At 70.1% G+C, this 23,678-nt stretch carries 20 protein-coding genes and 2 pseudogenes; 17 read left to right on the top strand and 5 right to left on the bottom strand.

The window, feature by feature from the left end:
* Positions 1-13: 13 nt before the first annotated feature.
* From AB0D53_RS35910 to AB0D53_RS35890, 5 genes and pseudogenes are all read left to right on the top strand, one after another.
* Positions 14-1,237, top strand: a pseudogene (locus AB0D53_RS35910) (FAD-dependent oxidoreductase); the annotation flags it as partial.
* Position 1,238: 1 nt separating this feature from the next.
* Positions 1,239-1,655 (top strand): annotated as a pseudogene (locus AB0D53_RS35905) (DUF1365 family protein); the annotation flags it as partial.
* The gene (locus tag AB0D53_RS35900; RefSeq protein ID WP_362453555.1) at positions 1,652-2,935 is read left to right on the top strand and encodes a cyclopropane-fatty-acyl-phospholipid synthase family protein; all 1,284 of its coding nucleotides are present in this window, start codon (positions 1,652-1,654) and stop codon (positions 2,933-2,935) included. The pseudogene AB0D53_RS35905 and the gene AB0D53_RS35900, both read left to right, overlap by 4 nt.
* The gene (locus AB0D53_RS35895) at positions 2,932-4,236 is read left to right on the top strand and encodes a cyclopropane-fatty-acyl-phospholipid synthase family protein (RefSeq protein ID WP_362453529.1); all 1,305 of its coding nucleotides are present in this window, start codon (positions 2,932-2,934) and stop codon (positions 4,234-4,236) included. Before AB0D53_RS35900 ends, AB0D53_RS35895 begins: the two co-directional genes overlap by 4 nt.
* Positions 4,233-5,042, top strand: coding sequence for a DUF1295 domain-containing protein (locus AB0D53_RS35890; RefSeq protein ID WP_362453528.1), 810 nt, complete (start codon positions 4,233-4,235; stop codon positions 5,040-5,042). The genes AB0D53_RS35895 and AB0D53_RS35890 overlap by 4 nt, the downstream gene beginning before the upstream one ends.
* A 36-nt stretch (positions 5,043-5,078) precedes the next feature.
* On the opposite strand, the gene AB0D53_RS35885 is transcribed toward AB0D53_RS35890, so the two are convergent.
* Positions 5,079-5,843 carry an anti-sigma factor gene (locus AB0D53_RS35885; protein WP_362453526.1) on the bottom strand — a complete coding sequence of 255 codons (765 nt, stop codon included), beginning with the start codon at positions 5,841-5,843 and terminating at the stop codon, positions 5,079-5,081.
* Complete coding sequence (locus tag AB0D53_RS35880; protein ID WP_362453524.1) at positions 5,840-6,424, bottom strand: sigma-70 family RNA polymerase sigma factor; 585 nt, start codon at positions 6,422-6,424, stop codon at positions 5,840-5,842. Before AB0D53_RS35880 ends, AB0D53_RS35885 begins: the two co-directional genes overlap by 4 nt.
* Before the next feature lie 358 nt (positions 6,425-6,782).
* Between AB0D53_RS35880 and AB0D53_RS35875 the strand changes: the two genes are divergently transcribed.
* The 3 genes from AB0D53_RS35875 (at position 6,783) to AB0D53_RS35865 (ending at position 8,904) form a co-directional block, all read left to right on the top strand.
* A complete protein-coding gene (locus AB0D53_RS35875; RefSeq protein WP_362453523.1) occupies positions 6,783-7,253 on the top strand; it encodes a hypothetical protein in 471 nt (156 codons plus the stop codon).
* Positions 7,254-7,843: 590 nt separating this feature from the next.
* Positions 7,844-8,392 (top strand): hypothetical protein, encoded by a 549-nt coding sequence (locus tag AB0D53_RS35870; protein ID WP_362453522.1) that lies wholly within the window; start codon positions 7,844-7,846, stop codon positions 8,390-8,392.
* Positions 8,393-8,706: 314 nt separating this feature from the next.
* Positions 8,707-8,904 carry a hypothetical protein gene (locus AB0D53_RS35865; protein ID WP_362453520.1) on the top strand — a complete coding sequence of 66 codons (198 nt, stop codon included), beginning with the start codon at positions 8,707-8,709 and terminating at the stop codon, positions 8,902-8,904.
* A gap of 492 nt (positions 8,905-9,396) precedes the next feature.
* Here the strand turns inward: AB0D53_RS35865 and AB0D53_RS35860 are convergent, their stop codons facing one another.
* Complete coding sequence (locus AB0D53_RS35860) at positions 9,397-9,996, bottom strand: TetR/AcrR family transcriptional regulator (protein WP_362453519.1); 600 nt, start codon at positions 9,994-9,996, stop codon at positions 9,397-9,399.
* 114 nt (positions 9,997-10,110) lie between these two features.
* Between AB0D53_RS35860 and AB0D53_RS35855 the strand changes: the two genes are divergently transcribed.
* Positions 10,111-11,163, top strand: coding sequence for an alpha/beta hydrolase (locus AB0D53_RS35855; RefSeq protein WP_362453517.1), 1,053 nt, complete (start codon positions 10,111-10,113; stop codon positions 11,161-11,163).
* Between the two features lie 1,190 nt (positions 11,164-12,353).
* Complete coding sequence (locus AB0D53_RS35850; protein ID WP_362453516.1) at positions 12,354-13,268, top strand: serine protease; 915 nt, start codon at positions 12,354-12,356, stop codon at positions 13,266-13,268.
* Positions 13,269-13,474: 206 nt separating this feature from the next.
* On the opposite strand, the gene AB0D53_RS35845 is transcribed toward AB0D53_RS35850, so the two are convergent.
* Positions 13,475-14,611, bottom strand: coding sequence for a hypothetical protein (locus tag AB0D53_RS35845; RefSeq protein ID WP_362453514.1), 1,137 nt, complete (start codon positions 14,609-14,611; stop codon positions 13,475-13,477).
* Between the two features lie 550 nt (positions 14,612-15,161).
* On the opposite strand from AB0D53_RS35845, the gene AB0D53_RS35840 reads away from it, so the two are divergent.
* The 3 genes from AB0D53_RS35840 (at position 15,162) to AB0D53_RS35830 (ending at position 18,239) form a co-directional block, all read left to right on the top strand.
* Positions 15,162-15,578 carry a hypothetical protein gene (locus AB0D53_RS35840; protein ID WP_362453513.1) on the top strand — a complete coding sequence of 139 codons (417 nt, stop codon included), beginning with the start codon at positions 15,162-15,164 and terminating at the stop codon, positions 15,576-15,578.
* A 203-nt stretch (positions 15,579-15,781) separates the two neighbouring features.
* The gene (locus AB0D53_RS35835; RefSeq protein ID WP_362453512.1) at positions 15,782-16,450 is read left to right on the top strand and encodes a macro domain-containing protein; all 669 of its coding nucleotides are present in this window, start codon (positions 15,782-15,784) and stop codon (positions 16,448-16,450) included.
* 124 nt (positions 16,451-16,574) lie between these two features.
* Positions 16,575-18,239, top strand: coding sequence for an ADP-ribosyltransferase domain-containing protein (locus AB0D53_RS35830; RefSeq protein WP_362453510.1), 1,665 nt, complete (start codon positions 16,575-16,577; stop codon positions 18,237-18,239).
* A gap of 312 nt (positions 18,240-18,551) precedes the next feature.
* Here the strand turns inward: AB0D53_RS35830 and AB0D53_RS35825 are convergent, their stop codons facing one another.
* Positions 18,552-19,292 (bottom strand): class I SAM-dependent methyltransferase, encoded by a 741-nt coding sequence (locus AB0D53_RS35825; protein WP_362453509.1) that lies wholly within the window; start codon positions 19,290-19,292, stop codon positions 18,552-18,554.
* 411 nt (positions 19,293-19,703) lie between these two features.
* Here AB0D53_RS35825 and AB0D53_RS35820 point away from each other — a divergent pair, with 411 nt between their 5' ends.
* The 4 genes from AB0D53_RS35820 (at position 19,704) to AB0D53_RS35805 (ending at position 23,577) form a co-directional block, all read left to right on the top strand.
* Positions 19,704-20,453 carry a type 1 glutamine amidotransferase gene (locus tag AB0D53_RS35820; RefSeq protein ID WP_362453507.1) on the top strand — a complete coding sequence of 250 codons (750 nt, stop codon included), beginning with the start codon at positions 19,704-19,706 and terminating at the stop codon, positions 20,451-20,453.
* A gap of 383 nt (positions 20,454-20,836) precedes the next feature.
* A complete protein-coding gene (locus AB0D53_RS35815; protein ID WP_362453506.1) occupies positions 20,837-21,517 on the top strand; it encodes a TetR/AcrR family transcriptional regulator in 681 nt (226 codons plus the stop codon).
* Positions 21,518-21,532: 15 nt separating this feature from the next.
* Positions 21,533-22,279 (top strand): SDR family oxidoreductase, encoded by a 747-nt coding sequence (locus AB0D53_RS35810; RefSeq protein ID WP_362453505.1) that lies wholly within the window; start codon positions 21,533-21,535, stop codon positions 22,277-22,279.
* 323 nt (positions 22,280-22,602) lie between these two features.
* Positions 22,603-23,577 carry a helix-turn-helix transcriptional regulator gene (locus tag AB0D53_RS35805; RefSeq protein WP_362453504.1) on the top strand — a complete coding sequence of 325 codons (975 nt, stop codon included), beginning with the start codon at positions 22,603-22,605 and terminating at the stop codon, positions 23,575-23,577.
* The last annotated feature ends 101 nt before the right edge of the window (positions 23,578-23,678 follow it).

Here is a 23,678-nt window from a genome sequence, read left to right as displayed (position 1 = left end):
CCACCGGCCCACCGTGCGCCGTACTGCCGTGATCGGCAGCGGAGTGGCGGGACTGACCGCCGCGTACATCCTGGGCCGCGCACATCACGTCACCCTGTACGAGACCGACGGCAGGCTCGGCGGCCACGCCCACACCCACGACCTGACGTCGGCCGACGGGCGCACGCACCGTGTCGACTCCGGGTTCATCGTGCACAACCGCCGTGCCTACCCGCACCTGCTGCGGCTCTTCCGTGAACTCGGCGTCGCCACCCAGGAGTCGGAGATGAGCATGTCGGTGCGGTGCGAGGGCTGCGGCCTGCAAAACGCCGGAGCCCGCGGACCCCGCGGGCTGCTCGCCCAGCCGCGCAACGCCCTGCGCGGGGCGTACCTGCGCATGCTCACCGAGGTGCCTCGTTTCCACCGGGCCGCCCGCCGCCTGCTGGACCAGGGCGGGACCGACACCACCCTCACCCTTGGCCGCTTCCTCGACGACGCGGGCTTCTCGCCCTACTTCAGGGCCCACTTCATGACACCGGTGGTGTCGGCCGTGTGGTCCTGCGACGCACAGACAGCCCAGCGGTACCCCGCCGTCCATCTCTTCCGGTTCCTCGCCCACCACGGCATGCTCTCGGTGAGCGGAGCACCCGTGTGGCGGACCGTCACCGGCGGCTCCCGCAGCTATGTCGATCTGATCGCGGCGGGCCTGCATCGGATACGCACCGGCACCCCCGTACGCGCCGTGTTCCGGCACGCCGACGGCATCGACGTGACCACGGACGACGGGACCACGGCCGCCTACGACCATGTCGTCGTGGCCACACACCCCGACCAGGCACTGCGGCTGCTCGGGGACGCGACCCCGGACGAGAAGGAGGTCCTCGGAACGTTCCGCTACTCCCGCAACACAACCCTGCTGCATACCGACACCACCCTGCTCCCCGGCGCGAGAGGGGCCCGCGCTTTCTGGAACTACCTGATGCCGTCCTGCCGGGCCGGCGCGGACCGGGTGCGGGTGAGCTACGACATGAACCGGCTGCAGCGACTCCAGGCGCCGCAGACATACATCGTGACCCTCGGCGGCCAGGACCGTGTCGACCCCGCCCGAGTGATGGCGCGTATGACGTACGAACACCCCGTGTACACGACCGAGTCGGTCGCCGCCCAGCACAGGCTGCCCGAACTGAACACGGCAGTCACCGTGTTCGCAGGCGCCTACCACGGCTGGGGGTTCCACGAAGACGGCTGCCGCAGCGGAGCACGACCCCGACGGCGCCCCGCGCTGTGTGGTCGCCGAGGTCCACAACACCTATGGCGAGCGCCACGCCTACCTGCTGCACCCCGATCGGGCCGGAACCGCTCATGTCGACAAGGAGTTCTACGTCTCGCCGTTCTTCCCCGTGGACGGCCGCTACCACATGCGTCTCCCACTGCCGCGGGAGCGGCTCGACCTGACCGTGCGTCTGGTCCGGCCCGGCGGCGCGCCGTTCACGGCTGCCGTCCGCGGCAGTCGGCGCGAGGTCACCGCAGCCGCGTTGCTGTGCCAGGCCCTGCGCCGCCCCTGGTCCACCCTGGCGGTGTCGGCCGCCATCCGCTTCCACGGCATCCGCCTGTATCTGCGGGGCCTGCCCGTACAGCCGCGCCCGGGCCGCCGCAACCCGGAGAGTGCGTCATGACCACAGCTGAACCCCGTTCCGCCGCCCGCCATCGGATCGTCGGCCACCGAGTCGCCCCGGCCGACCCCGCCCGCTGGCCCGATGTGGCCGCCGTGCCGAGGGCGTCCTGGCCTGCGCGGACCGTCACCGCAGCCGTTGTGGGGCCTGCTCTGCGGCGACTGCCCCTGCGCGTGAGGTTCGCCGGCGGTGCCACCCTCGGTCTGGGCGGCCCGCTGATAGAGGTGCGTGATCCGAAGGCATTCCACGCCCGCATCGGGACCCGTGGTCTGATCGGCTTCGGCGAGTCGTACATGGCGGGGGAGTGGGAGGCCCCGGACCTGGTCGGCGCGCTCACCGTGCTGGCCGCGCACGCGGCGGACCTGATCCCCACCCCGTTGCAGCGGCTGCGCACCCTGTGGGCGCAGCAACAGCCGGGTACGCAGCGCAACACCCGCGACGGGTCGCGCACCGACATCAGCCGTCACTACGACCTGTCCAATGACCTCTTCGCACTGTTCCTGGACGAGACCCTCACCTATTCCGCCGCCGTCTTCCGTGGCTTTCCCGCCCACTGGCCCCTGCTGGCCGCCGCTCAGCAGCGAAAGGTCGACCGTCTGCTCGACCTGGCCCACGTCCGGGAAGGCACCCGCCTGCTGGAGATCGGCACGGGCTGGGGCGAACTCGCCTTGCGGGCCGCCGCCCGCGGCGCGACCGTCACCTCGCTCACGCTCTCACGGGAACAGCGTGAACTCGCCCTGGAACGCGTACGCCGGGCCGGATGCGCCGACCGTGTGTCGATCGAACTGTGCGACTACCGCGAGGCCCGCGGCACCTACGACGCCGTGGTCAGCGTCGAGATGATCGAAGCCGTCGGTGCGGAATTCTGGCCCGTGTACTTCCGCGTCCTCGACGAGCGTCTGGCGCCTGGCGGACGGGCCGCGCTCCAGGCCATCACCATGCCCCACGAGCGAATGCCGGCCTCCCGCGACACCCACACCTGGATCCAGAAGTACATCTTCCCCGGCGGGATGATCCCCTCCGTCCAGGCCATCGACGAGGCCGTCCGCGACCACACCACCCTGACCACCGTTGCCCGCGACGCCTTCGGCGCGCACTACGCCGAGACGCTGCGCCTGTGGCGGGAGCGGTTCACCGAACGTGCCGACGGCATCGCTGCCCTCGGCTTCGACGAGACGTTCCGCCGTATGTGGACCTTCTACCTGGCCTACTCCGAGGCCGGATTCCGTTCCGGCTACCTCGACGTCCAGCACTACCTGCTCACCAAGGAGCCCGCCCGATGACCACAGCCCCGCCCGATGCCGCACAACGGCTCGCCGTACTGGCCGAGGAGGTACTCGGCGGACCCCTACCGGTGCGACTGCGTACCTGGGACGGCAGCGAGACCGGCCCGGCCGACGCCCCCGCGGTCGTCGTGCGTTCCCGGCGCGCACTGCGCCGTCTGCTGTGGCAGCCCGGCGAACCGGGTCTGGCCCAGGCCTACGTCACCGGCGAACTCGACGTGGAGGGCGACCTCGCGCAGGGGCTGCGCGCCATGTGGACCGCCGCACGGGAGCGAGGCCTGCACGCCCCCAAGCTGTCGTCGTCCGACTGGGCGCGCGCGGCCGGTACGGCCGTACGGCTCGGAGTCCTCGGCCCGCGGCCGCCCGCTCCCGCCAGCCAGGCCAGGCTGCGTGGCGGCCTGCACAGCAAGGCCCGCGACCATGCGGCGATCAGCCACCACTACGACCTGTCCAACGACTTCTACCGACTCCTCCTCGACGAGACCATGGCCTATTCCTGCGGCTACTGGCCCGGCGACGAACCCGCTCTCGGCCCCGCCGATGCACAGCGGGCCAAACTGGAACTGATCTGCCGCAAGCTCGGCATCGTCTCCGGCTCCCGGCTGCTGGACATCGGCTGCGGCTGGGGCTCGCTCACCCTGTACGCGGCCGAACAGCACGACTCGCAGGTCACCGCCGTCCCCCTGGCCCGCGAGCAGGCCATCCACGTACAGGAACAGGCACGCGAGCGGGGGCTGGAGCACCGGATCCAGGTCGTGAACCAGGACTACCGGGACATCACCGGAGGTCCCTACGACGCCGTCGCCACCGTCGAGATGGGCGAACATGTGGGGGACGCCGAGTACCCGGCCTTCGCCGCCGCCCTGTACCGGATGGTCCGGCCGCAGGGGCGGGTCCTGGTCCAGCAGATGTCCCGCGGAGCGAAGGCGCCCGGCGGCGGGGCGTTCATCGAGGCGTACATCGCCCCGGACATGCACATGCGCCCCCTGGGCGAGACCGTGGGCCTGCTGGAGGCTGCCGGCCTGGAAGTGCGCTCGGTGGAGTCGATGCGCGAGCACTATGTGCGCACCATCAACGCCTGGCACCGCACGCTGGAGGAGCGCTGGGACGACTTCGTACGGCTGGCCGGCGAGGAGACCGCCCGGGTGTGGCGGCTGTACCTGATCGGCGGGGCCCTGGCCTTCGAGGAGCGCCGGATGGGCGTCGACCAGCTGCTAGCCGTCCGCCCGACACCCCTGGGCGACAGCGGTCTGACACAGGCGCACACAGCCGACTGGTACCAGAAGCTGACAGTTCGGTGAACGCCTTCGCCTGGAGCGCCTTCGCCGCCAACCTCGGCTGGGCCGCGGCCACCGCTCTGGCCGTCATGCTCAGCACCTTCGCCGTGGCCCTCGCCCAGGGGATGCACCGGGTCGTCGACGTCGCCTGGGGAGCGGCCTTCGTCGCGGTGGCCCTGGTGACCTTCGTCCTCTCGGCCGGCCACGGCGATCCGGCAAGACGCGTGCTGGTGACCGGCCTCACCGTCGTATGGGGGCTACGGCTCGCAGCCCACATCGCCCGCCGGGGAAGCGGCCACGGTGAGGACCCGCGCTACGAGGCGATGACGGCCCGCGCGTCCGGGAACCGGAATCTCTACGCCCTGCGGATGATCTATCTGCTCCTGGGATCCCTGGTCTGGCTGGTGTCGCTGCCCGTACAGGCCGCCCAGTACACGCCCGCTCCTTTGTCGGCCCTGGCCTGGGCAGGAACGGGCGTGTGGGCCGTCGGGCTGTTCTTCGAGACCGTCGGGGATGCCCAGCTGGCACGGTTCAAAGCCGACCCTGCCCACCGCGGCCGGATCATGGACCGCGGGCTCTGGCGCTACACCCGGCACCCCAACTACTTCGGTGACTTCTGCGTCTGGTGGGGACTGTTCCTGGTCGCCTGCGACGCGGGATGGCAGCCCGCTGCCGCGTCGGTCCTCTCCCCGCTGGCCATGGGTCTGCTGCTGATCAAGGGCAGCGGGAAGCGGCTGTTGGAGCGGCACATGGCAACGCGGCCGGGCTGGCCCGCCTATGTGGCACGAACCAGCGGGTTCTTCCCCAGACCACCGCGTGGTCGAGGATGAGCAAGGTACCCACCGCAAGACGGGCCCCTCCCCACCTCACGCCCTCGTCGTCACAGCCGGCATGTCCAGCAGGGCGATCGGTGCCGAAGTCGGCTGCGGGGAACCACCGGCCGGCTCCACGGTGATGCCGACCCCCGATGCGCCGTCGACCGCCCCTTGCATCAGTACGGCCTGGCCGGTGCGGCCGAGGTCCATGAGGCCGGCGGAGCGCATCCGCCCTCCGTCGGCGAACCACAGCTGGTACACCTTTCCGTCGGGCGGCTCCGTCATCCGGGACACCACGAGAACGGCCTGGTCGCGGTCGGCGGAGACCACCAGCGTGCCCGTCCCGCCGGCCACCCGCGTCGAACGCGATCTGGCGTCGGGCGCGGCCAGTACCCCGGCGATGTCTTCGGCGTGTCGTTCCATCCGCGCCCCCTGCTGCCGGGCGTCCTGAGCGCGTTCGTACTGCCACCACGCCGTACCCCCGAACACGCCCGCGGCAGCCACACAGACAGCCAGGGCCCACCGGGTGACGGCCCGTCCGCGCGGCACTCCGAGGCGGACCCGCTCCAGCGGCGCGTCACCAGGCGGCACCTGGCGCACGGTGGCGATGCGGTGCAGGACGTGCTCCCGCAGCGCCGGGCGAGCCGCCACGGTGGAGGCCAGGGCCAGTCGGGCCGCAGTGGCCGAGAACTCCGCGACTTCCTGTTCGCACCCCTCACACTGCGCCAGGTGCCGCTCAAAGGCGACGCGTTCGCCGTCCGGCAGCGCGTGCAGCGCGTACGCGCCTGTCATGCTGTGCACATCGACGGCGGTCATGCGGTCACCCCCAGGCAGTCACGGAGCCGAATGAGACCGTCGCGCAACCGGGTCTTCACCGTGCCCAGCGGCAGCGCGAGCGACTCGGCGACCTGCCGGTAGGTCAGGCCGCGGTAATACGCCAGAGTGACCGACTGCCGCTGCAACTCGGTCAGCGTGCGCAGACAGCGCCGCACCTGCTCCTGCTCCAGCCTGGTTTCCACCTGCTCGGCCACCTGGTCGTACTCCGGCGCCCGCTCCAGCAGCGCGGCCTTCGTGTCGCGCGCCGCCGCGGCTTCCACCGAGCGGACCCGGTCCACCGCACGCCGGTGAGCCAGAGTGAGGATCCAGTTGATCGCCGTACCACGCTCGGGACGGTAGCGCGGGGCAGTGCGCCACACTTCCACCAGCACGTCCTGGGCCACTTCCTCCGACTGCGCATGGTCACGCAGCACGGCGCGGACGACACCGAGCACGGAGTCGGCCACCGCGTCGTAGAGCGCGGCGAAAACCTCCTGATCGCCCAGCGCCACCTCATGCAGCAGCTTCTGCAGATCAGGTTCGGTCGATGGATTTCTGCCGATATGTACTGCTTCCTTCACAAGGGTCCTCCCAAAGGCGCGACAGGCCGGAATCTCGCTGCGTAATCCGAGGCCACAACCCGTACGGATTGGTCGCGCCGCAGAAGCATCAGCCGCGCGAATGCGTACCGGCTGCCCGATGTCGCCCGTGCCCGGGGAACCATCTCACGGCATACGGGATCCGAACCCCACCCGTCCGCCGACAGCACGCCGTACCGCGTTCCCCCCCGTCGCAGACGCGATCGGCCGACTGCTTCCCGAAGTCGACCCGCCCGGGCGGGGCGCTGCCGGCCGGCTGTGCCGTCCGGATCCGGGGCTTGCTGGTGGGCACGCGATGAGCCACGCTCGGGCCACTGTTGTCGGGGACGGGGGAGATGGGATGTCTGTTCGGCCATTGGCGTGCGTTGTGGGGCGGCGCAACCTGCTGCGCTACCTCGCGGTCGGGGCCGGAGCCGTAGTCGTGTCCGCATGCAGCGGCAATGGCACAGGCGGGGGCCTGAGAGCCCAGGCGCTGAAGGCGTTCGCCGTCGGAACCTGGGGCTGGACGGCAAACAGGGACGGCGGCTCGGGCACGGTGACGATCGGGGACGGCACAGAGACGGTACGGTCGTCGATGAACTTGATGTCCGGAACCTGGACCTATGAGAACGGGACCGTTGACATCTCTGCCGAGGGCCTGTCCAGTTATCTGAAGATCCTGGACGTACCGGCAGACATCCCGAACGAGATCTCGAAGTTGCTTCGGTGCCGGGGCGAGTTGGGGAAAGGCGAGGCCAAGTGCAACGGCTCTCGACTCCGGCTCGCGTTCAACGACAACGATCTCGTACTGACGGGCCTTCGCTCGGGCTGATCCTCCGGCCCCGGGCTCTCCGCTGCGCGTGCGCCCCCGCCAGCCCCACGGAGCCCGGTGGATGAGCCGGAACCCGTGCTCGACGGGGCCACCCGGAGCGCGGGAGGGCCTGCCTCTGCTCGCCGAGTATGCCGGGGAGGCCGAGGGAATGGCGGACGGCCCAGGCCTCTGCTGGTCGGCCCGCCCCGGTGCCGGCCGGGCGCTCGTATCACCCATGCCGCCCGGAACTTCCCGTGCGGAGTACCTGAAAGCGCAGTACCCCACGTCCGGACGCGGCAGGCGCACCGGGACGCTCAAGCGCGATCACGACGGACCGTCGGCAGTTGCCGCGCCGGCTCGCGGGGGACACAGTTGAAGAGGAGCACACACGAGAACGGGATGGAGTGTGCCGCTGCCGTTCGATCCGGGCCCGGGGCGCGGGCGATCACGGTCTCCCGACGATGGAGCGACCGGAAGAACGACTGTGCAGTCGCTCGTGGCCACCGGTGGTCAGTCGGCCTGACCCATTGCCGGTTTCCGCTGGAGATGGTGACGGGGCATTGCATCTCCGGCAATTCCTCGATTCTCGGCAATCGGCGAGCGGAGGAGCAATGTCGACCGGAACTCTCATAGCGATCATTGTCGCGGTAGTGGTCGTCTTGCTGCTGTGCGCACTCGTGGCATGGCAGATCGCGCGCAGACGCCATCTGAAGAAGCAGTTCGGCCCGGAGTACGAGCGGCTCGTGGAGGAGAAGCAGAGCCGCCCGGCCGCGGAACACGAACTGCGGGAGCGGGAACAGCGTCATGACGCTCTGGAGATCAAGCCTCTCCCGGCGGCGGACCGGGAGAAGTACGCCCAGGGCTGGAGTCAGGCGCAGGAGCGGTTCGTCGACCACCCCGACGACGCGGTCCACGAAGCCGACCGGCTCGTGACCGCGCTGATGAGCGAGCGAGGCTATCCGACCAAGGGGTTCGAGCAGCAGGCCAGTGATCTGTCGGTCGAGCACGGCCGCACTCTGCAGAGCTACCGCACCGCCCATGAGGTCAGCGACCGCAGCAGCCGTCACCAGGCGACCACGGAAGAGCTACGGGGCGCGATGGTCCACTATCGGACTCTGTTCGACGAACTGCTTCACAACGGCGGGCGGCCGCGGGAGTAGCGGATGGAGGAAGCGCAATGGCGACGGGACACTCGGACCCGCTCGGGTCCGATGCAGGCAAACTGTCCACTGACGATCTACGCGGTGGGGCCGCCCCGACTCCGGGTGCCCGCGAGGCCCGGACCGAAGCTCCACCGACCTTTCCGGGCGAAGCCACGACGGCCGACCCCAGCCCCCTTCCGGGCGGCGAGCGCGAGACACAGCACGCACCGGCGCCCGATGCGGCCGCCACAGGCGTGGACGGGAATGAGCCTCTTCTCGGTGACGAACAGGATGCGTTCCGTAGCCGGTGGCAGCGGATACAGGGCGACTTCGTGGATGACCCCAGAGAAGCGGTCAGCGCTGCCGACACCCTGGTCGCGGAAGTGATGCAGGCACTCGCCCGGACCTTCTCCGACCACAAGCAAGGGCTTGAGGGGCAGTGGCAGCGCGGCGAGGAAGTGCCGACCGAGGAGCTGCGTGTCGCTCTGCAACGCTACCGGTCGTTCTTCAACCGGCTGCTGAACACCTGAGTGCGTAGTACCTACTGAGCGGAAGCCCTCACTCGGAAGAGCAGTGCGGGCTTCGGGCGAAGGTGTTGTGGAGGGCTCGCACGGCGGGCTCGCGAGGGTACTGGGCGAGGAACGGCTGATACGGGTGCGCGGCGCGGGCGGGGATGCGGACGGTGCAGCAGCCGCGCAGCATGGGCGGCCTCGTACAGCCACGGCGACGACGAAAACCTCGGAACCGCCTGCTACGACCACGACCTCGTCGTCCTCGAAGCCGTCGGCATCCACGAACCCGGGACCGTGCTCGACGAACCCCGCTTCATCGCATGGTGCGGCAGCCACGCCCACGGGCGGGGAGCCGACTGCGCCCGCACGGCCTGTGAGGCCGCCGCTGCAACGAACAGGTCTCACGGCAGGACGCGGCAGTGGCGTTGCCGGGCCGCCGGGCGGCGGTCGCGTCTCTGCGGCTGCGGCTGCCACCGATCGGGCCGGGAGGCGCCATCTCTGGGGGTAGCCCTACTTCCTCTCCCTCAGCCCGTCCAGCACCAAGTCCGTCAAGCGTTCCGGCAGGTCCGGCTCGATCGGGCGGTGGCCGAGCAGAGAGCGGGTCTGGAGTGGGGAGCAGAGCAGTTCCAGCGCCAGGGCCGCGTCCGTGTCGGCCGGGAGTTCCCCGCGTTCGACGGCGCGGCTGACGATGGTGCCGGCCTGATCGAGGCGGGACTGCCAGAAGGTCTGCCAAGCCGCGGCGAGGTCCGGGTCCTGGGAACTGAGCGAGGCCTCCCGGGCAACGGAGCGGCCGGTCGGGGTGGCCAGGTACTCGGCCAGTGCGCGGGCGAAGGCGGCCAGGTCGGTGCGGACGGCTCCGGTGTCGGGGACGGGGATGCCCTCGTCGCTGCCGACCAGCATGGCATCCAGTACGAGCTTCTCCCGACTGCCCCAACGCCGGTACACCGTGGTCTCGTTGACCCCGGCGCGGGCCGCGACCTCGGCGATGCTGAGCCGGGCGATGCCCTCCTCGGCCAGCACCTCCATGGCGGCTGCCAGAACGGCTTGGCGGACGCGCGCGGCGCGGCCGCCAGGGCGGCGGCGGATCGGCTCCGGTTCTTCCTCGGTCATGTGTTGATCACCTCGACCACCACCTTAACGCAGGATGGCTTGCATTAAGAGCCGCCCCGGCGCATAGTCACTAATGCAAGAGTTCCGGCTTTAAGTGCAGCAGGAGGCATCACCATGTCTTTCACCTGGCCCCTGGACCCTCAGGACCTGTTCGTCGAGCGCTACCCGCAGATGACCCTCGGTCTCCCCGCCGACGAGGTGGACGCGGTTCGCGCAGCCGTCACCGAGATGTGGCCCGACCGGCCCGGCAGCTGGGTGTACGAGTGGTCCGCCCTTGCCGCCCGGCACGCCGAGGCCGGGCGCCACCGCCTGGCCGCGCAGGCGTACGGCTGGGCCAAGTTCCCCTCACTGGCCGACGAACCGAAGCGCACCGCGCTCGCCCACCAGGTCGAGCAGTACGCCCTCGCCGCCCCCGGCTTCCCGGTGGAGTTCGAGCGCCGCACGCTCACCGTCCCGTACCGCGGCGGCGAGGCCACCCTGCCGGTCCACTTGATAGCCGCCCCCGGCCTGCCCGCCGACGCACCGGTCGTGCTGGCCAGCGGCGGGGTGGACTCCTGGAAGACCGACCTGCACGGGATGTGGGAGCAGCTCGCGCTCGCACTGCCGGTACGGCTGCTGCTGTTCGACATCGTCGGCACCGGCGAGACCGACCACCTGCCGATGACGCCGGACGGTGGGGCCGAGGTGATTGCCGGGCTGGTCTCCTTCGCCCGCAGGATCGGCAACGGAAAGGTCGGCCACTTCGGCATCTCGATGGGCGGTTACTACTCCGCCCGGACCGGACTGACCGGCGCGGTGGACGCCTCTGTGGTGCTCGGCGGCCCGGTGGAGCGTTCCTTCGCTCCGGGCCGCGGCTTCGCCTTCGGCATGGACGGCATCGTCGGCAACGCCCTCGGCTTCGACGCCATGCCGAGCACGGCCGAGCGCGAGGAGGCCTTCGCGGCCTTCGACCTGCGCCCGCTGCTGGACCAGAACGTCAATGGGCCGATGCTGGTGGTCAACGGCACCGAGGACGTCCACGTCCCACTGGACGACACCCTGGTGTTCGAGGGTCGACGGGACACCCGGGTCGAACTGATCCCGGACACCGGCCACTGCGCCATCTCTCGCTTCGGTGAGGCGATGGCCGTGATCAGCCCCTGGCTGAAGGGCACCCTGATCGGCTGATCCGGCAATCCAGCCGGGACACGCAGCCGCCAACTCGCGAGCGCCGCGCGTGGCGTCGCCGAGAGGAGACGTCCACTCACGGCGCTCGTGGGGCCCGCATCGATCCTGCGAAAGGCCAGTCAGTAGTGGTGTTCCACTTGGTGTTCCTCTTGGTGAGCGGGGTTGTTGCCCGGGCCGGGACCGAAGGAGCGTTGGAGGGCCGACAGCCTCGGCCCGGGTTGCACCGTCACCTGGCGCCGGCTTGTCCAGACCCTCACCGAAGTTCCCTGCGCCGCACGTGAGGGCAGGGGGTCGGAGCGGCCCCGCTCGGGGACCGGGGCGGCGATTGCGCGCGGCTTGAAATTGTCCTCGCCGACTCCTCGTCCACCAGCGCATCCCGAGCGCATCCAGGTCCGCACGCCGCTGTTCGGCGAGCCCGTCGGCGCCCTTCCGTATGTTGTCGAGCCATATGCCGAGCCCGACCACCGTACCCCTCAGCCCCGTTCTGACGGCCCGACGGGCTCGCCGTACCCTCCGCTGATCCCTCCAGGTGTTCGATGGTTTTCGGGGCGCTCCCAGGTGCACTTCGCGTGCCTGGTACTGCTGTGCGGATACCGGGCAGAGGGTCCATATGTCGTCCTGAGTCCGCTTCACCGGCCGCTGCTTCTCCTCCTGCCGCATCGATCCCGGGAGCGTTCTCCCATGGGCATTGCTGTCCGGGCAGGAGCTGTTCCCGCCCGTGCCACTGCGCGTTCACCCGGCGTCCGAGGTCTTCGCCCTGACGACATCGCCAGTGGGGCGTTCTTCGCCTGGGTGCGGTTCCGGACGAGGAGGCAGCAGCGCCGCCACCCGGTACCCCATGCCGGGTACCACCCCGGATCGGTCGAGTCCAGCTCATCCCGGCGTGCTTCGGTCGTCGCCCCGCTGCCGACGGGGCGTGGCGGCCGGCCGTGCGCGGCTCCTCGTTCTCCCGCGTCCTACGGGCCTCCCGGGCGTTCTTCGCACACATCCCGTCCGCCCAGGCCGTTTTCTGCCGTGTGCGCATGGCCAGGAAAGACAGTCCCGGTGCGGTAGTCGTCAAGGGGGCGAAAGGAGCCAGGAAAGAGCTGCGAGGTAGCGGAGGACTTGGCTGTACGCCGACAATATGGCCACCCTTCACCGCCCAGGGGTCACCGGACTCCCGGACCGAACAGAGAGGACCGACCATCACCATGCGCAAGCCTCTCCTCGCCACCCTCACCGCCGTTGCCCTCGGCGCCGCCGCCTTGACAGGCGCAACGGGCACGGCAACCGCAGCACCCAACCAGGTGAGCGGGGCGACCCCCACTGCCGCGACGGCCGCCGTGCGCCCTGTCGGTACGCCCGCCTCGGTGACAGCCTCCTCCTTCGCCGGCACCGTGGCGCTCAGCAACTGCTCAGGCTCCCTGATCCGCATGCCCAACTCGCAGGCGACGGACCCCGGACTGGTCATGACGAACGGCCATTGTCTCGAAACCGGCCTCCCGAGCGCAGGTCAGGTCATCACCAACCAGTCCTCCACCCGCAGCTTCACGCTGCTCAACGCCTCGGCCGGTACCGCCGGGACACTCAAGGCGAACAAAGTCGTCTACGCGACGATGACCGACACGGACGTCACTCTCTACCAACTGACCAAGACCTACGCCCAGATACAACAGTCCACGGGAATCGCGCCGTTGACACTGTCCGCGACCCACCCGGTGCAGGGTCACGCGATCGACGTGGTCTCCGGCTACTGGAAGCGCGTCTACTCCTGCTCCGTCGACGGATTCGCGTACCGTCTGAAGGAGGACCAGTGGACATGGAAGGACGCCGTCCGCTACACCCCGGAATGCCAGGTCATCGGGGGCACCTCGGGTTCCCCGGTCATCGACACAACGACCGGGCAGGTCACGGCGATCAACAACACCATCAACGAGAGCGGCGGAAGCTGCACCCTTGACAACCCCTGCGAGGTGAACGAGCAGGGCGCCGTCACCATCCGCCGGGGAACCGGATACGCCCAGGAGACCTACGGCATCCCTGCCTGCTTCACGACGGGCAACAAGCTCAACCTTTCGGCCACAGGCTGCACGCTCGCGAAGCCGACAGCAATAGCGGCACACTGAGTTGACACCTGAGGGGGCAAGCCGATCTGGCCCACGGCCGGTCGGGCCACTGCTTCGTCTGCAGCCGGCACACCGCAGGAGGGAGGCTGTTCCGGCTCAGTAGTGTCCCGCAAGATCTCGCGGTGTCCTGGACGGTCCGGGTCCGTCCGGGGCCTGGCGTGTGCGTCTTCGGTGCCGGAGCGGCGATGACCGCCTGGCTCCCTGCCCTAGCGTTCACGCCAGGTGTAGGAGGCGGCGGTGTCGATGTCGGTGTCGGGCCAGCGGTGGCGCAGCAGGGTCGCCGTGGACCGGCACCAGGCTGCCAGGTGGGGGAGTACCCGGTGCGCCTCGGCGGTGCGGGCTCCGGATTCCAGCAGGGTCACCATCTGGGTGCGGGAGTCGTCGCCGGGGCTGCGTGTGTCCAGCGTGTTCAGCCGGCCGGTGCGCGTCATCACCCAGACCATGGAAGCCGAAGTCAGGCCGAAGCCGACCCGCTGGTCGTCCTCGGCCTCGGGGACCGTCCGGGCAAGGGCTCGGCGGAACGCCTCGACCTGTTCCGGCCCCGATACTCCCAACCAGTCCGGGCCGGGGACCGTAAAGCTGGTCGCGGCGGTGAGGGCATGGCGGAAGCCCGCCCCTTCGAAGTCGATCAGTTTGCCGCCGCCGCTCGGCCCGGTCAGGTAGTTGTGCGACTCGGGGTCGCCGTTGGTCAGGGCCAGGAATGGGCCTGGATCTGCGAGTTCTGCCACGGCCGTTTCCAGATCGCGCTCCGCGGCGGCGGGCAGCGGGACGCCGAAGGCGGCGGCGCGGGCGAGCCCGTTCCGCCAGAGGCCGGCGTAGGCATGTTCCCAGTCGTCCAGCCGGTCGGCGCCGGTGCCCAGCGCCGTGCGGCGGGCGTTGAACAGCGCGGCCCGGCCGGCGGATGCAGCGGCCAGCTCGCCCAGCGAGGAGGCGAAGGCGGTCAGTTCGGCGTCCAGGGCCGCGGTGTGGCCGTCGCGGTGCAGCAGTGCGGCCAGCTCGGTGCGCGGGTAAAGGTCCTCCAGCACGAGCAGGCGGGAGTCCGGTGAGGCGGCGTGCAGGCCTGGTGCGAGGTCGAGGCGGAGGTCGTCGGCGATGAAGGCGAGTGCGGCGTGCTCGCACCGCGTCAGCTCCTCCGCGGAGCGGAGGCCGTACCCCTCGGGGCGGCGGCATTTCACGACGACCGTGTCGGGGAGTCCGCTCGTCTCCGCCAGGTGGGCGCGCAGCACCCAGGGATGGTGCAGCGGCTCGACGCGCTCGATGGTGGTCCGGGCACCGACGGAGGCCGTGAGCAGCGCCTCGATCTCGGCGGATGCGGGAAGGGCGGCGTCCAGAGGTGAAGGCATCGGGGGATCCTCGCACGGCCGGCCCGGATCGTGCAGAATTCCGCACCGATCGGCGTTCCGCCGCCGCAACGCCGTTGTTGAACATCCCGGCAACTTCCGCCTTCGTCATTCTGCCGACGAGGGCACCGCGCCCCTTATCGGGCGCCGACACCACCCGAACCAGGGATGGCACCAGACCTGTTGCACTCGATACGGTGGATGGAAACAGCACCGATCTGCGCGGACCCGCCCGTGCCGAATCCGCGCAGCGGTCCGTTCCCAAGAGAAGATGGAACCGCGCCCCGGCACGGTCCTGGACGGGGAGGCGGTGATCGGGCGGGATGGCCGGCTCGATTTCGCGGCCGCGCGGTCACGGGCCGCGTCGTCCGTGTCCCGGACCCGTGGTCTGGTACCCGGCCTCCTGCATCTGCTGGGACGTCCTTCAGGACGGACACCGGGCATTGCGGGGCGGCACGGACGGCGTAACGACCGCAATGGAGGTGGACCTGCCGTGGCAGACGCTGGACGGGATCCGGGGCTGAGGGCTCCGCTCAGCCGGTGGGAGTACTGCGTGTCCGCCGCGAACCAGTTGGTGCTGTGGCACGGACGCACGGCCCCGCACATCCTGCAGGAGCCGGCACGGACCAAGAGCGTCATTCTGCTGGCTGCCTGCCTCTACGACCGTGCGGCGGCCGCGGGCCTGGACGGCGCGGCGGTCGCCGAGGTGCAGCTCGAGCAGGCCGCGAACGTCCTGGAGCGGTACCTGGTCTCCGCGCTGCAGGCGTGCACGATGTTCCCGGCTGCGGAGGGAAGCGACGTCGTCGACGAGCTCTTGGCCGACTGCGGCACGGACGGTTTCGAGTGGGTCCGGCAGGGGGTGCGCCGGACCCTGGCACATCACCGGGCCGATGGCGGACCGCACGTCCGGATCGCCGACCGACGATCCGCTCTGCGGGAAACCGGCGCACACCCGTACTTGGACTACTGACCCGACAGGACGACACCGGATCGAGCCGTCCGAGCAAGGACGGGGCGGCGGTCGGCATCACCGCCCCGCCACCTTCACTTGTCCGGTGCGCCTGTCTTCCCTCCCTCCGTTCCCCTGATCGAACAACCCTGTCGAACGGCGATGTCAGTGGCGCGCGGTAGCTTCGGGACTGTTCGAGATCACGGGGTGAGAGGGGTGAATTCGTGGGTTTCAGGCATGCGTTGAGCGTCGTCCTGGTCGACGTCAACGAGGAGGTGGTGACGGCCTGGCGGTCCGCGTTCGCGGACACGCCGGAGGTCGAGATCAGGCGAGGTTCCCTTCTCGATGTGGATGCCGACGCCTGGGTCTCTCCCACCAACGAGCGTGGCCGGATGGACGGTGGGGTCGACGCCGTCGTCAAGCGGTACCTCGGTCCGGGCATCCAGGTGCGGGTGCAGCGGGCGATCCGTGACCGGTTCGGCGGACGACTGCCGGTGGGCAGCGCGGTATGCGTCCGGTCCGGGGCGGACATACCCCGGTACCTGATCTCGACGCCCACCATGCGCCAGTCGTCGCAGAACGTCAGCGACACGGTGAACGTGGCCCTGGCCTGCGCGGCCGCCTTCCAGGCGGTGCATCTGCAGAACCGGGCGAAGCCGGGCAGCATCCGGTCGGTGGCCCTCGTCGGGATGGGCGCACAGACCGGGCAGGTGCCCGCGAAGGTGTGCGCCAACCTGATGTGGACGGGCTACACCCTCTTCCACGACCACGGTTTCGCGGACTACGACGAGTTGCGGGCCGCCGTACTGGGGCAGCTCGACGACATCGAGGGAGCGGGGTCCGCACGGCGGGTCCGGATCAACGTGCCGCAGCGGCCTTCCTTTCGTCACTGACCCGAAGACCTCACAGGCCGGTGCCGCCCAGGGCGCGGACACCGACGACGACCATGCCACATCTGTTCAGCATGCCGGGGCGCCCCTGGAGGCGTCCGGTTCGAGTGTCGGGAGCGCCACCCTCATGAGTGATGTCGATGTGACGGCCGCAGGCGATGCCGGTTCGCCGGCCGAGGATCCGCTGGGACTGGCCGACCTGTTCACCGGTGGCGGCGAGCCGTGGCTGCCGCTGCTCGGACCGGTGATCGAGGCGCAGCAGGGAGCCGCCGACTTCATCGGCCCGAAGCGCAGCCCGGAAGTCGTTCCGGTTCGCGAGCTGACGTTCCAGGCCCTGAAGCCGCATCCGCCGGAGAAGTGGAAGGTGGTCGTCTTCGGACAGAACCCCTATCCGCGGGCGGAGAGCGCGACCGGCATCGCGATGTTCGACAACACCTTCAACGACTGGAAGGACAGCCAGTTCGGCCGGGTCGTCAGCATCCGTTGCCTCATCAAGGCGGCCGCGATGTGGAAATACGGCATCGTCAAGAAGACCCCGATCGCCGATGTCCGCGCCCTGCTGAAGAAGGAGGGCACGGTCCAGCCGCCCGAGTGGTTCCAGGCGATGCTCACCCAAGGTGTGCTGCTGCTGAACGCGTCCCTCACGGCGAGCGCGGACGGGGCGATGGCGACCGATCGGCACACGTTGTTCTGGCGCCCCGTGGCCGAGCAGATCGTCGAGGAGATCCTCCGGGCGAAGCAGGACGCGGTGGAGGAGGACGACCGGGGGGTGGTGTTCGCCTGGTGGGGCGCGCACGCCCGGAGTCTGAAGAGGGTCGTCCAGCGGCTGGAGAAGAAGTACCCGGGGGTGCAGGTCCGTCACCTGGACCACGCCAATCCGGCCGCGCAGGGGGATCTGTTCTGCGAGGGCGACCACTTCGCCCAGGTGAACGACGCCCTGGCGGCGGTGGGGGCCGAGCCGGTCGACTGGCTGCCGCAGAAGGGCTGGGACCAGGGGACGGGCGGGACGGGCGGGCCGGAGGACGGTGGTGTCGCGCAGCGGATGGGGGCGTTCATCGCGTCCACGATGGAGTTGCACCAGCTGTATCTGGAGCGGCTCACCAGCGTCAAGGACGAGGGGCTCGTCCTGCCGCCCGTCACCGGGGTGTTCGACACGCCATTGATGGACTTCCGCAAGGCCGTCGAGCCGGTCTCGCGGGTGCTCGCGCACCTGGATCGGCATATCGATCTGTCAAGCCGTTTCGGCGAGACGAAGGCCGTGGAGGCGGCGTCCGCGGGCGCGGTGTCCGGGGAGGCGGCGGGTGCCTTGTCGGCCGACGCGATCTCGGCCCTCTACCTGTATACGTGCGAGTCGGGCTTCTACCGCGAGATCAACGCCGTGCTGCGCTCCTCGGACCGCGAGCGCGTGGTGCCGTACCTGCCGTACCTGCGGTTGCTGTTCTCGGCGATGGAGGCGTTGCCGCCGCAGACGCGGCCGCTGTGGCGTGGTGTGGCGCTGGATCTGCGATCCCAGTACCCGCTGGGGCGAACGGTGACGTGGTGGGGCGTGTCGTCGTGCACCTCCGAGCTGGGAGTGGCCCGCGCGTTCCTCGGCGGGCGCGGCCGGCGGACCCTGTTCGAGGTGACACCCGCGCGGGCCGTGGGGATCCGGCGGTTCTCCGCGTTCACGGGTGAGGAGGAGTACATCCTCGCGCCCGGGACGCAGCTGAAGGTGACGGAGGTGAAGGCCGAGCGTGGAGGTCTGTGCACCGTACGGCTGACCGAGCTGGAGGGGGCCGGCATGGTGTCGTGACGTCCCCGGGCCAGACGGACTCACGGGCTGCCGGACTCATTCGCTACGGACATGAACCTCGCCGACGCCGACTTCTTCGAGACCGGGCGTGACATCGCGGAAGACGGCGTGCCGCGCAAACGGTGGAGGGCCTGGCACAGACCTGTGGGCCCGTACGCGGCGGCGTACGGGCCCACAGGCGGCGTACCTCCTCCGGGTGCGGCAGCGAAGTATTGCCCGATGGGCTGGCGGCGTTCCACGTCTCCCGAAGCGGAACGGAGTACCTGACGGATTGTCAGGATGGGTGCGTCACGGGTCTTGGTGCGGCGGTGTTTACGGTTTGTGGGTTACCCAGAGTATTTCTGCCGGCCAGCGGTATGCCCAGTCAGGCGGGTCGGTTTGGTTGTAGCCGTTGGCTGTTCCGGGTTCGGGCCGCGGCTCGATGAGGTCGTCGATGACGAGACCTGCGCCGCGCAGGACCTTGATCCAGTCGCCGTAGGTGAGCTGATAGCTGACCGCGCCCTGGTCTTCGGTGATGGTGTCCAGCCCGAAGTAGTCCTGGTGCAGCGTCGTGGTTGCGCGGCCGGCGGCTTCGTCGTAGCAGGCTTCGAACCATGGGCTGGCGACGTTGAACACCAGGCGCCCACCGCGGCGCAGGATGCGTGCGGCCTGCGGGACAGCCAGGTGCGGGGGCGCCCAGCTGAGCCCGCCGTAGTCACAGAACACCAGGTCGAAGCTGTCGGCGGCGAACGGGAGGTGTTCGGCGGCGCCTTGCACCAGCGGGTAGCGGGCCGCTCCCATCGCGCGAGCTGCTGCGGCGAGCTGCGCTTCGGACAGGTCGAGCCCGATTACGGTGGCGCCCTCGGCGGCGAGCGCCCTGGACCACTGGCCGGCGCCGCAGCCGAGTTCGAGGACGCGCTTGCCGGTGACGTCGCCCAGGGCGTGCAGGTGCGCGTCGGGGATGGCGTACGTGCCCCACAACCGGGGCGTTGCGCCGATCTGCGGGTCGTGCTTGTGCTGGTAGGCGCTGCTGATCTGGTTCCAGAACCGCCGGTTGGTAGAGATGCTGTCCACGCGCCGACTCAAGCACTGCCTGCCAAGGGCGGTCAACACGGTTGTGCTGCGACCGGGAGGGTTCACCGGTTCACGGGTGTCCTGTCCGGCTGCCGATGCGATCGGGTGGGATCGATTTGCCGGATCCAGCGTCAGGAGACGTGACAACAGCACGGGTTCAAGCCGCAGGATCGCCGACTACGAGGGGCAGAAGCTGCAGCAGACCGCACGACCCGCCACGCACGAGGCGCATCTGGCACCGACGCCAGGGACAGCACACCTACGAGCCGTCCGGGCGGTGGCTGCCTGTGTCCGCCGGTGTCGTCGGTGCCGCCCCGGGGCAGTGTGGTCTGGCAGAGGCCGACCGGGAACGGTTTCGGCCGCCCGGCCTCTGCCGACAGGACGTGTGGACGACGACAAGGGGCAGCGGAGATGAGTATGGCCGGAGTGTTGGCTACGGCACTGGTGGTACAGCACGATCCCGGAGGGGGACCGGGCCGTTGGACGGCCTGGCTGGCGGAGCGGGGTGTGACGACGCATGTGGTCCGGGCGTACGAGGCAGCCCCGCTTCCGGACCGGCTGGAATACCCCGCGCTCGTCGTTCTCGGTGGCGCCTACCTTCCTGACGACGACGTCCGCGCGCCCTGGCTGCCCGCGACCCGGGCTCTCGTACGTCAGGCCCTCACGGAAGAGACGCCGATGTTCGGTATCTGCCTCGGGGGCCAGATGCTCGCTCACATAGCCGGTGGCGAAGTACGCGGGAAGCATGGACCGCCCGAGTTCGGCAGCACCCGGCTCAGCCTGCGCCCCGAGGCGGCCGGGGACCCGCTGTTTCACGGGCTGCCCGCACATCCACCGGCCATCGAGAACCACGTCGACGCCATCACTGCGCTTCCCGCCGGCGCCCACTGGCTGGCCCGCAGCGAGCGGTGCCCCTACCAGGGATTCCGCGTCGGCTCCGCGGCATGGGGTGTTCAGTTCCATCCGGAGACGACTGCTGAGCGGATCCGCGGCTGGAACCGCGACCGGTTGAACCGAAACGGTGCTCCGGCCCCGGAGACTCTGCACGCTCTCGCGCTGCGAGATGAGCCGACAGCCACCGACACGTGGCGCACCGTCGCCCACCGCTTCGCGGACATCGTGACCGCGAGGGCCCGGAGCTCGGCGCCACAGGTCCTCTGACCGGTTCGCCGACCGTCGCCGGCGAACGCGGACAGGAGGCATTCGGCGTCCGAGCCGCCGGCTGCCGCCGCCTGGGTCACGACCGGTGACTTCACCCGGCGCGGCCGGGCCCGCGCGGTGTGGTCCCGGGATGATGGCCTCTCGCCGTCCGGGCCGCGGTCCGGACGGTGTCCGAAGAGCGTGGTCCGCCGCTCCGTCACCGCGAGGAACGGGATGCGGTAGCGCGGAGGCGATGCCCGTGCCGACGGGGCCGGCGCTTCCTGGCGGCACGCCACGCGCCGCACTGCTGCTCCGATGGTTGGCCTGGCCGACCGACCTGCGCCTCGGAAACACCGTTAACGGGGAAGTTGAATCTTTGTTTTCGATGGCCTAACGTTGTGAACGTGAATACGGAAACGAGGATTCTGGAAGCGGCCGCGGCACTGCTCGTCGAATCCCCGGCAGGTGACATCTCGATCCGCGCGGTGTGCGAGGCCGCGCAGGTCGGAGCGCCAACTCTCTACCGGTTGTTCGAGGACAAGGACGCGTTGCTGGCTGCGGTCGTCGACCACGGCTTCGAGCAGTACCTGGCCTCCAAGCGTGCCGCGGCGACTTCCGACGACCCGGTGCAGGACCTTCGCGACGGCTGGGACAGCCATGTGGCTTTCGCCCTCGCGCAGCCCGCCTGCTACAAGCTCATGTACTCGCCGGCCCTGGCCGGTCGTCCGGGGGCCGCCGGTGAAGCTCACCGGATGCTGGTCGCGGTGATCGAGCGGATCGCGGTCGCGGGCCGGCTGAGTGTGCCGGTCGACCGGGCCGCGCAGATGGTCATGGCCGCGAACGTCGGCCTGGCTCTCTCGCTGCTCTACCGGCCCGACGTCAACCAGGACCCCGTCCTGTCGGACAGCGTCCGGGACGCCGTCGTCACCACCATCACCACGAGGGCTGCCGCTCCGGAAGTGGCCGCCTCACCGGTGACGACCCTGCGCACCCGGCTGCGGCAGGCCCCGCCGCCCGGATTCACCCCCGCTGAGACCGCCCTGCTGCACGAATGGCTCGGCCGTCTGGAGACCCCCATTACCTGAGAAGGGCCCACCGAGATGAACAGCGCCAGCGAAACCACCCCACGGATCGCCTTGGTCACCGGAGCCTCCGGCGGCATCGGACATGCCACCGCGCTGCGCCTTGCGCGCGACGGAATGACCGTTGCCGTCCACTATGCAGGCCGCAAGGCCGCTGCCGAGCAGCTGGTCGAGGAGATCACCGCCGCAGGCGGACGTGCCGTCGCCCTCGGCGGCGACATCGCCGACGAGGCGGCCATGACCGAGCTCTTCGACGAGATGGAACGCACCCTCGGAGGCATCGACGTCGTGGTGAACACCGCCGGCATCATGATCCTCTCGCCGGTGGCGGAACTCGACCTGGACGCACTTGACCGCATGCACCGCACCAATATCCGCGGCACCTTCGTCGTCTCCCAGCAAGCAGCCCGCCGACTGCGCCCCGGCGGTGCCCTGATCAACTTCTCCACCACTGTCACCCGGACCGGCTTCCCCGGCTACGGCGCTTACGTGGCGTCCAAGGCCGCTGTCGAAGCCCTGACCCCGGTCCTGGCCCGCGAACTGCGTGGCCGCGACATCACCGTCAACACCGTCGCCCCGGGCCCCACCGCCACCCCGCTGTTCCTCGAAGGCAAGGACGAGCAGACCGTCGCCCAGCTGTCCAAGGCCGCCCCGCTGGAGCGGCTGGGACAGCCCGAGGACATCGCGGAGACTGTCGCCTTCCTCGCCGGACCCGCCCGTTGGATCAACGGACAGACAGTGTTCGCCAACGGCGGCCTGGCCTGACACCTCCACCCCGCCGAGAACTTCCTTCTCGCACGTGCCGGGGAGGGGCGCCGCAGCAGGCACACCGCGCGCAGCGGACCCGTACAGTCGAACGGGTACGGGTGGGAGCAAGTGGCCGCATGGCGCCGGGTTGTTCGGGTCGGGAGCGGCGTCCGCGCTGGCGGACGCCTTTCATCTGCGCGGCGGCACCCTTCAGTTGCGGCCGTCCACCGGGGCCACGTGATCATGTCGGTGCTAGGCTGACGATCTTTGGCGGAATGACGGCCACCGCAGAGATGGGGTCGGTGGGTGGCGCCGTGCGCCGCCGCCGGGTTTGGGGTGACATGCGCACACTGCGCCCGCTGCAGGCTCTCGGCCTCTCCGCGACGGCGGAGGCCGCCTACCTCGCGCTCGTCGAATGGGGCCCGCAGATCCTGACCGAGCTCACCAGCCGGCCGGGACTGGTCGGTGCGCCGCTCGACGGCCTCGAGGACGCCGTCGCCGAACTCAGCGACATCGGCCTGGTGTCCCGTACGGACGGCAGGCTGGCCGCCCAGCCGCCACGCGCGGTGCTGGAGGCGGTCGCCGAACGGCGTGCGCACGAGGCCCGGATCGCCTACGAGAGTGCCACGGCCCTGTCGCAGTACTGGCTCGACCACACCGCTGGAGCGAGCTACGTCGAGGTCGTCGACACTTCCGAGCGGCACGGGGAGATCCAGGCGAGGGTGCACAACGGAGCCGTGTCCCAGGTGCGCGCGCTGTCGATCGGGCCGGTGGGCGGAGGGGACCGGATGCCGGAGGTCGGCCCCGGCACGCTGGAGGCCCTGGACCGTGGCATCGCCTACCGCGTGGTGTACAGCGCCAACATCCTGCAGGATCCCAAGGCGATGGACGTGGCGCACGAGTGCGTCGCCCGGGGGGAACAGGCCCGGGTCTTCCCCGATGTCGCGTTGAACGTGCTGGTCTGCGACGAGCGTTTCGCCGTGGTCTCCGTCGCCGCCCCGAACCGTACGGGACACCACAGTGTCGTCGTTCAGCCGTCGGGGCTCCTGGACGGGCTGATCGGCGTCTTCGAGTCGTACTGGCAGATCGCCGTTCCGCTCCCGCCGGCCGGTGAGGCCGTCAACAACGAGGCGACCCCCGAGAGACGGCGGCTCCTGAGCTACCTCAGCATGGGGCTGACCGACGAGTCGATAGCCCGTGAGCTCGGGGTGAGCGAGCGTACCGTCGCCCGGCGTATCGCTCGCCTCCAGGAGATGCTCGGTGCCAAGACCCGGTTCCAGCTCGGTGTCCAGGCCAGCCGTCGCGGCTGGCTGTGACCCTGGGCCGCGGCCCGGCTCGCGGCGTAGGTGCGGGGGCGGGTCGGTGCGTGATCCGGCCCGCCCCCGCAGGCCCTCAGCCGCTCAGGTGCTCATGGCCC

The sequence above is a fragment of the Streptomyces sp. NPDC048295 genome, from assembly GCF_040652135.1.
Lineage (GTDB): Bacteria > Actinomycetota > Actinomycetes > Streptomycetales > Streptomycetaceae > Streptomyces.
Note: the sequence above shows the minus strand (reverse complement) of the source record. Positions and strands in the feature narration are given on the sequence as shown.

Excerpts from the sequence above, each read along its gene's own strand:
- AB0D53_RS35900 (WP_362453555.1), top strand. The coding sequence starts at position 1,652 with ATGACCACAGCTGAACCCCGTTCCGCCGCCCGCCATCGGATCGTCGGC.
- AB0D53_RS35895 (WP_362453529.1), top strand. The coding sequence starts at position 2,932 with ATGACCACAGCCCCGCCCGATGCCGCACAACGGCTCGCCGTACTGGCC.
- AB0D53_RS35885 (WP_362453526.1), bottom strand. The coding sequence starts at position 5,843 with ATGACCGCCGTCGATGTGCACAGCATGACAGGCGCGTACGCGCTGCAC.
- AB0D53_RS35875 (WP_362453523.1), top strand. The coding sequence starts at position 6,783 with ATGTCTGTTCGGCCATTGGCGTGCGTTGTGGGGCGGCGCAACCTGCTG.
- AB0D53_RS35870 (WP_362453522.1), top strand. The coding sequence starts at position 7,844 with ATGTCGACCGGAACTCTCATAGCGATCATTGTCGCGGTAGTGGTCGTC.
- AB0D53_RS35860 (WP_362453519.1), bottom strand. The coding sequence starts at position 9,996 with ATGACCGAGGAAGAACCGGAGCCGATCCGCCGCCGCCCTGGCGGCCGC.
- AB0D53_RS35855 (WP_362453517.1), top strand. The coding sequence starts at position 10,111 with ATGTCTTTCACCTGGCCCCTGGACCCTCAGGACCTGTTCGTCGAGCGC.
- AB0D53_RS35850 (WP_362453516.1), top strand. The coding sequence starts at position 12,354 with ATGCGCAAGCCTCTCCTCGCCACCCTCACCGCCGTTGCCCTCGGCGCC.
- AB0D53_RS35845 (WP_362453514.1), bottom strand. The coding sequence starts at position 14,611 with ATGCCTTCACCTCTGGACGCCGCCCTTCCCGCATCCGCCGAGATCGAG.
- AB0D53_RS35830 (WP_362453510.1), top strand. The coding sequence starts at position 16,575 with ATGAGTGATGTCGATGTGACGGCCGCAGGCGATGCCGGTTCGCCGGCC.
- AB0D53_RS35820 (WP_362453507.1), top strand. The coding sequence starts at position 19,704 with ATGAGTATGGCCGGAGTGTTGGCTACGGCACTGGTGGTACAGCACGAT.
- AB0D53_RS35810 (WP_362453505.1), top strand. The coding sequence starts at position 21,533 with ATGAACAGCGCCAGCGAAACCACCCCACGGATCGCCTTGGTCACCGGA.
- AB0D53_RS35805 (WP_362453504.1), top strand. The coding sequence starts at position 22,603 with ATGCGCACACTGCGCCCGCTGCAGGCTCTCGGCCTCTCCGCGACGGCG.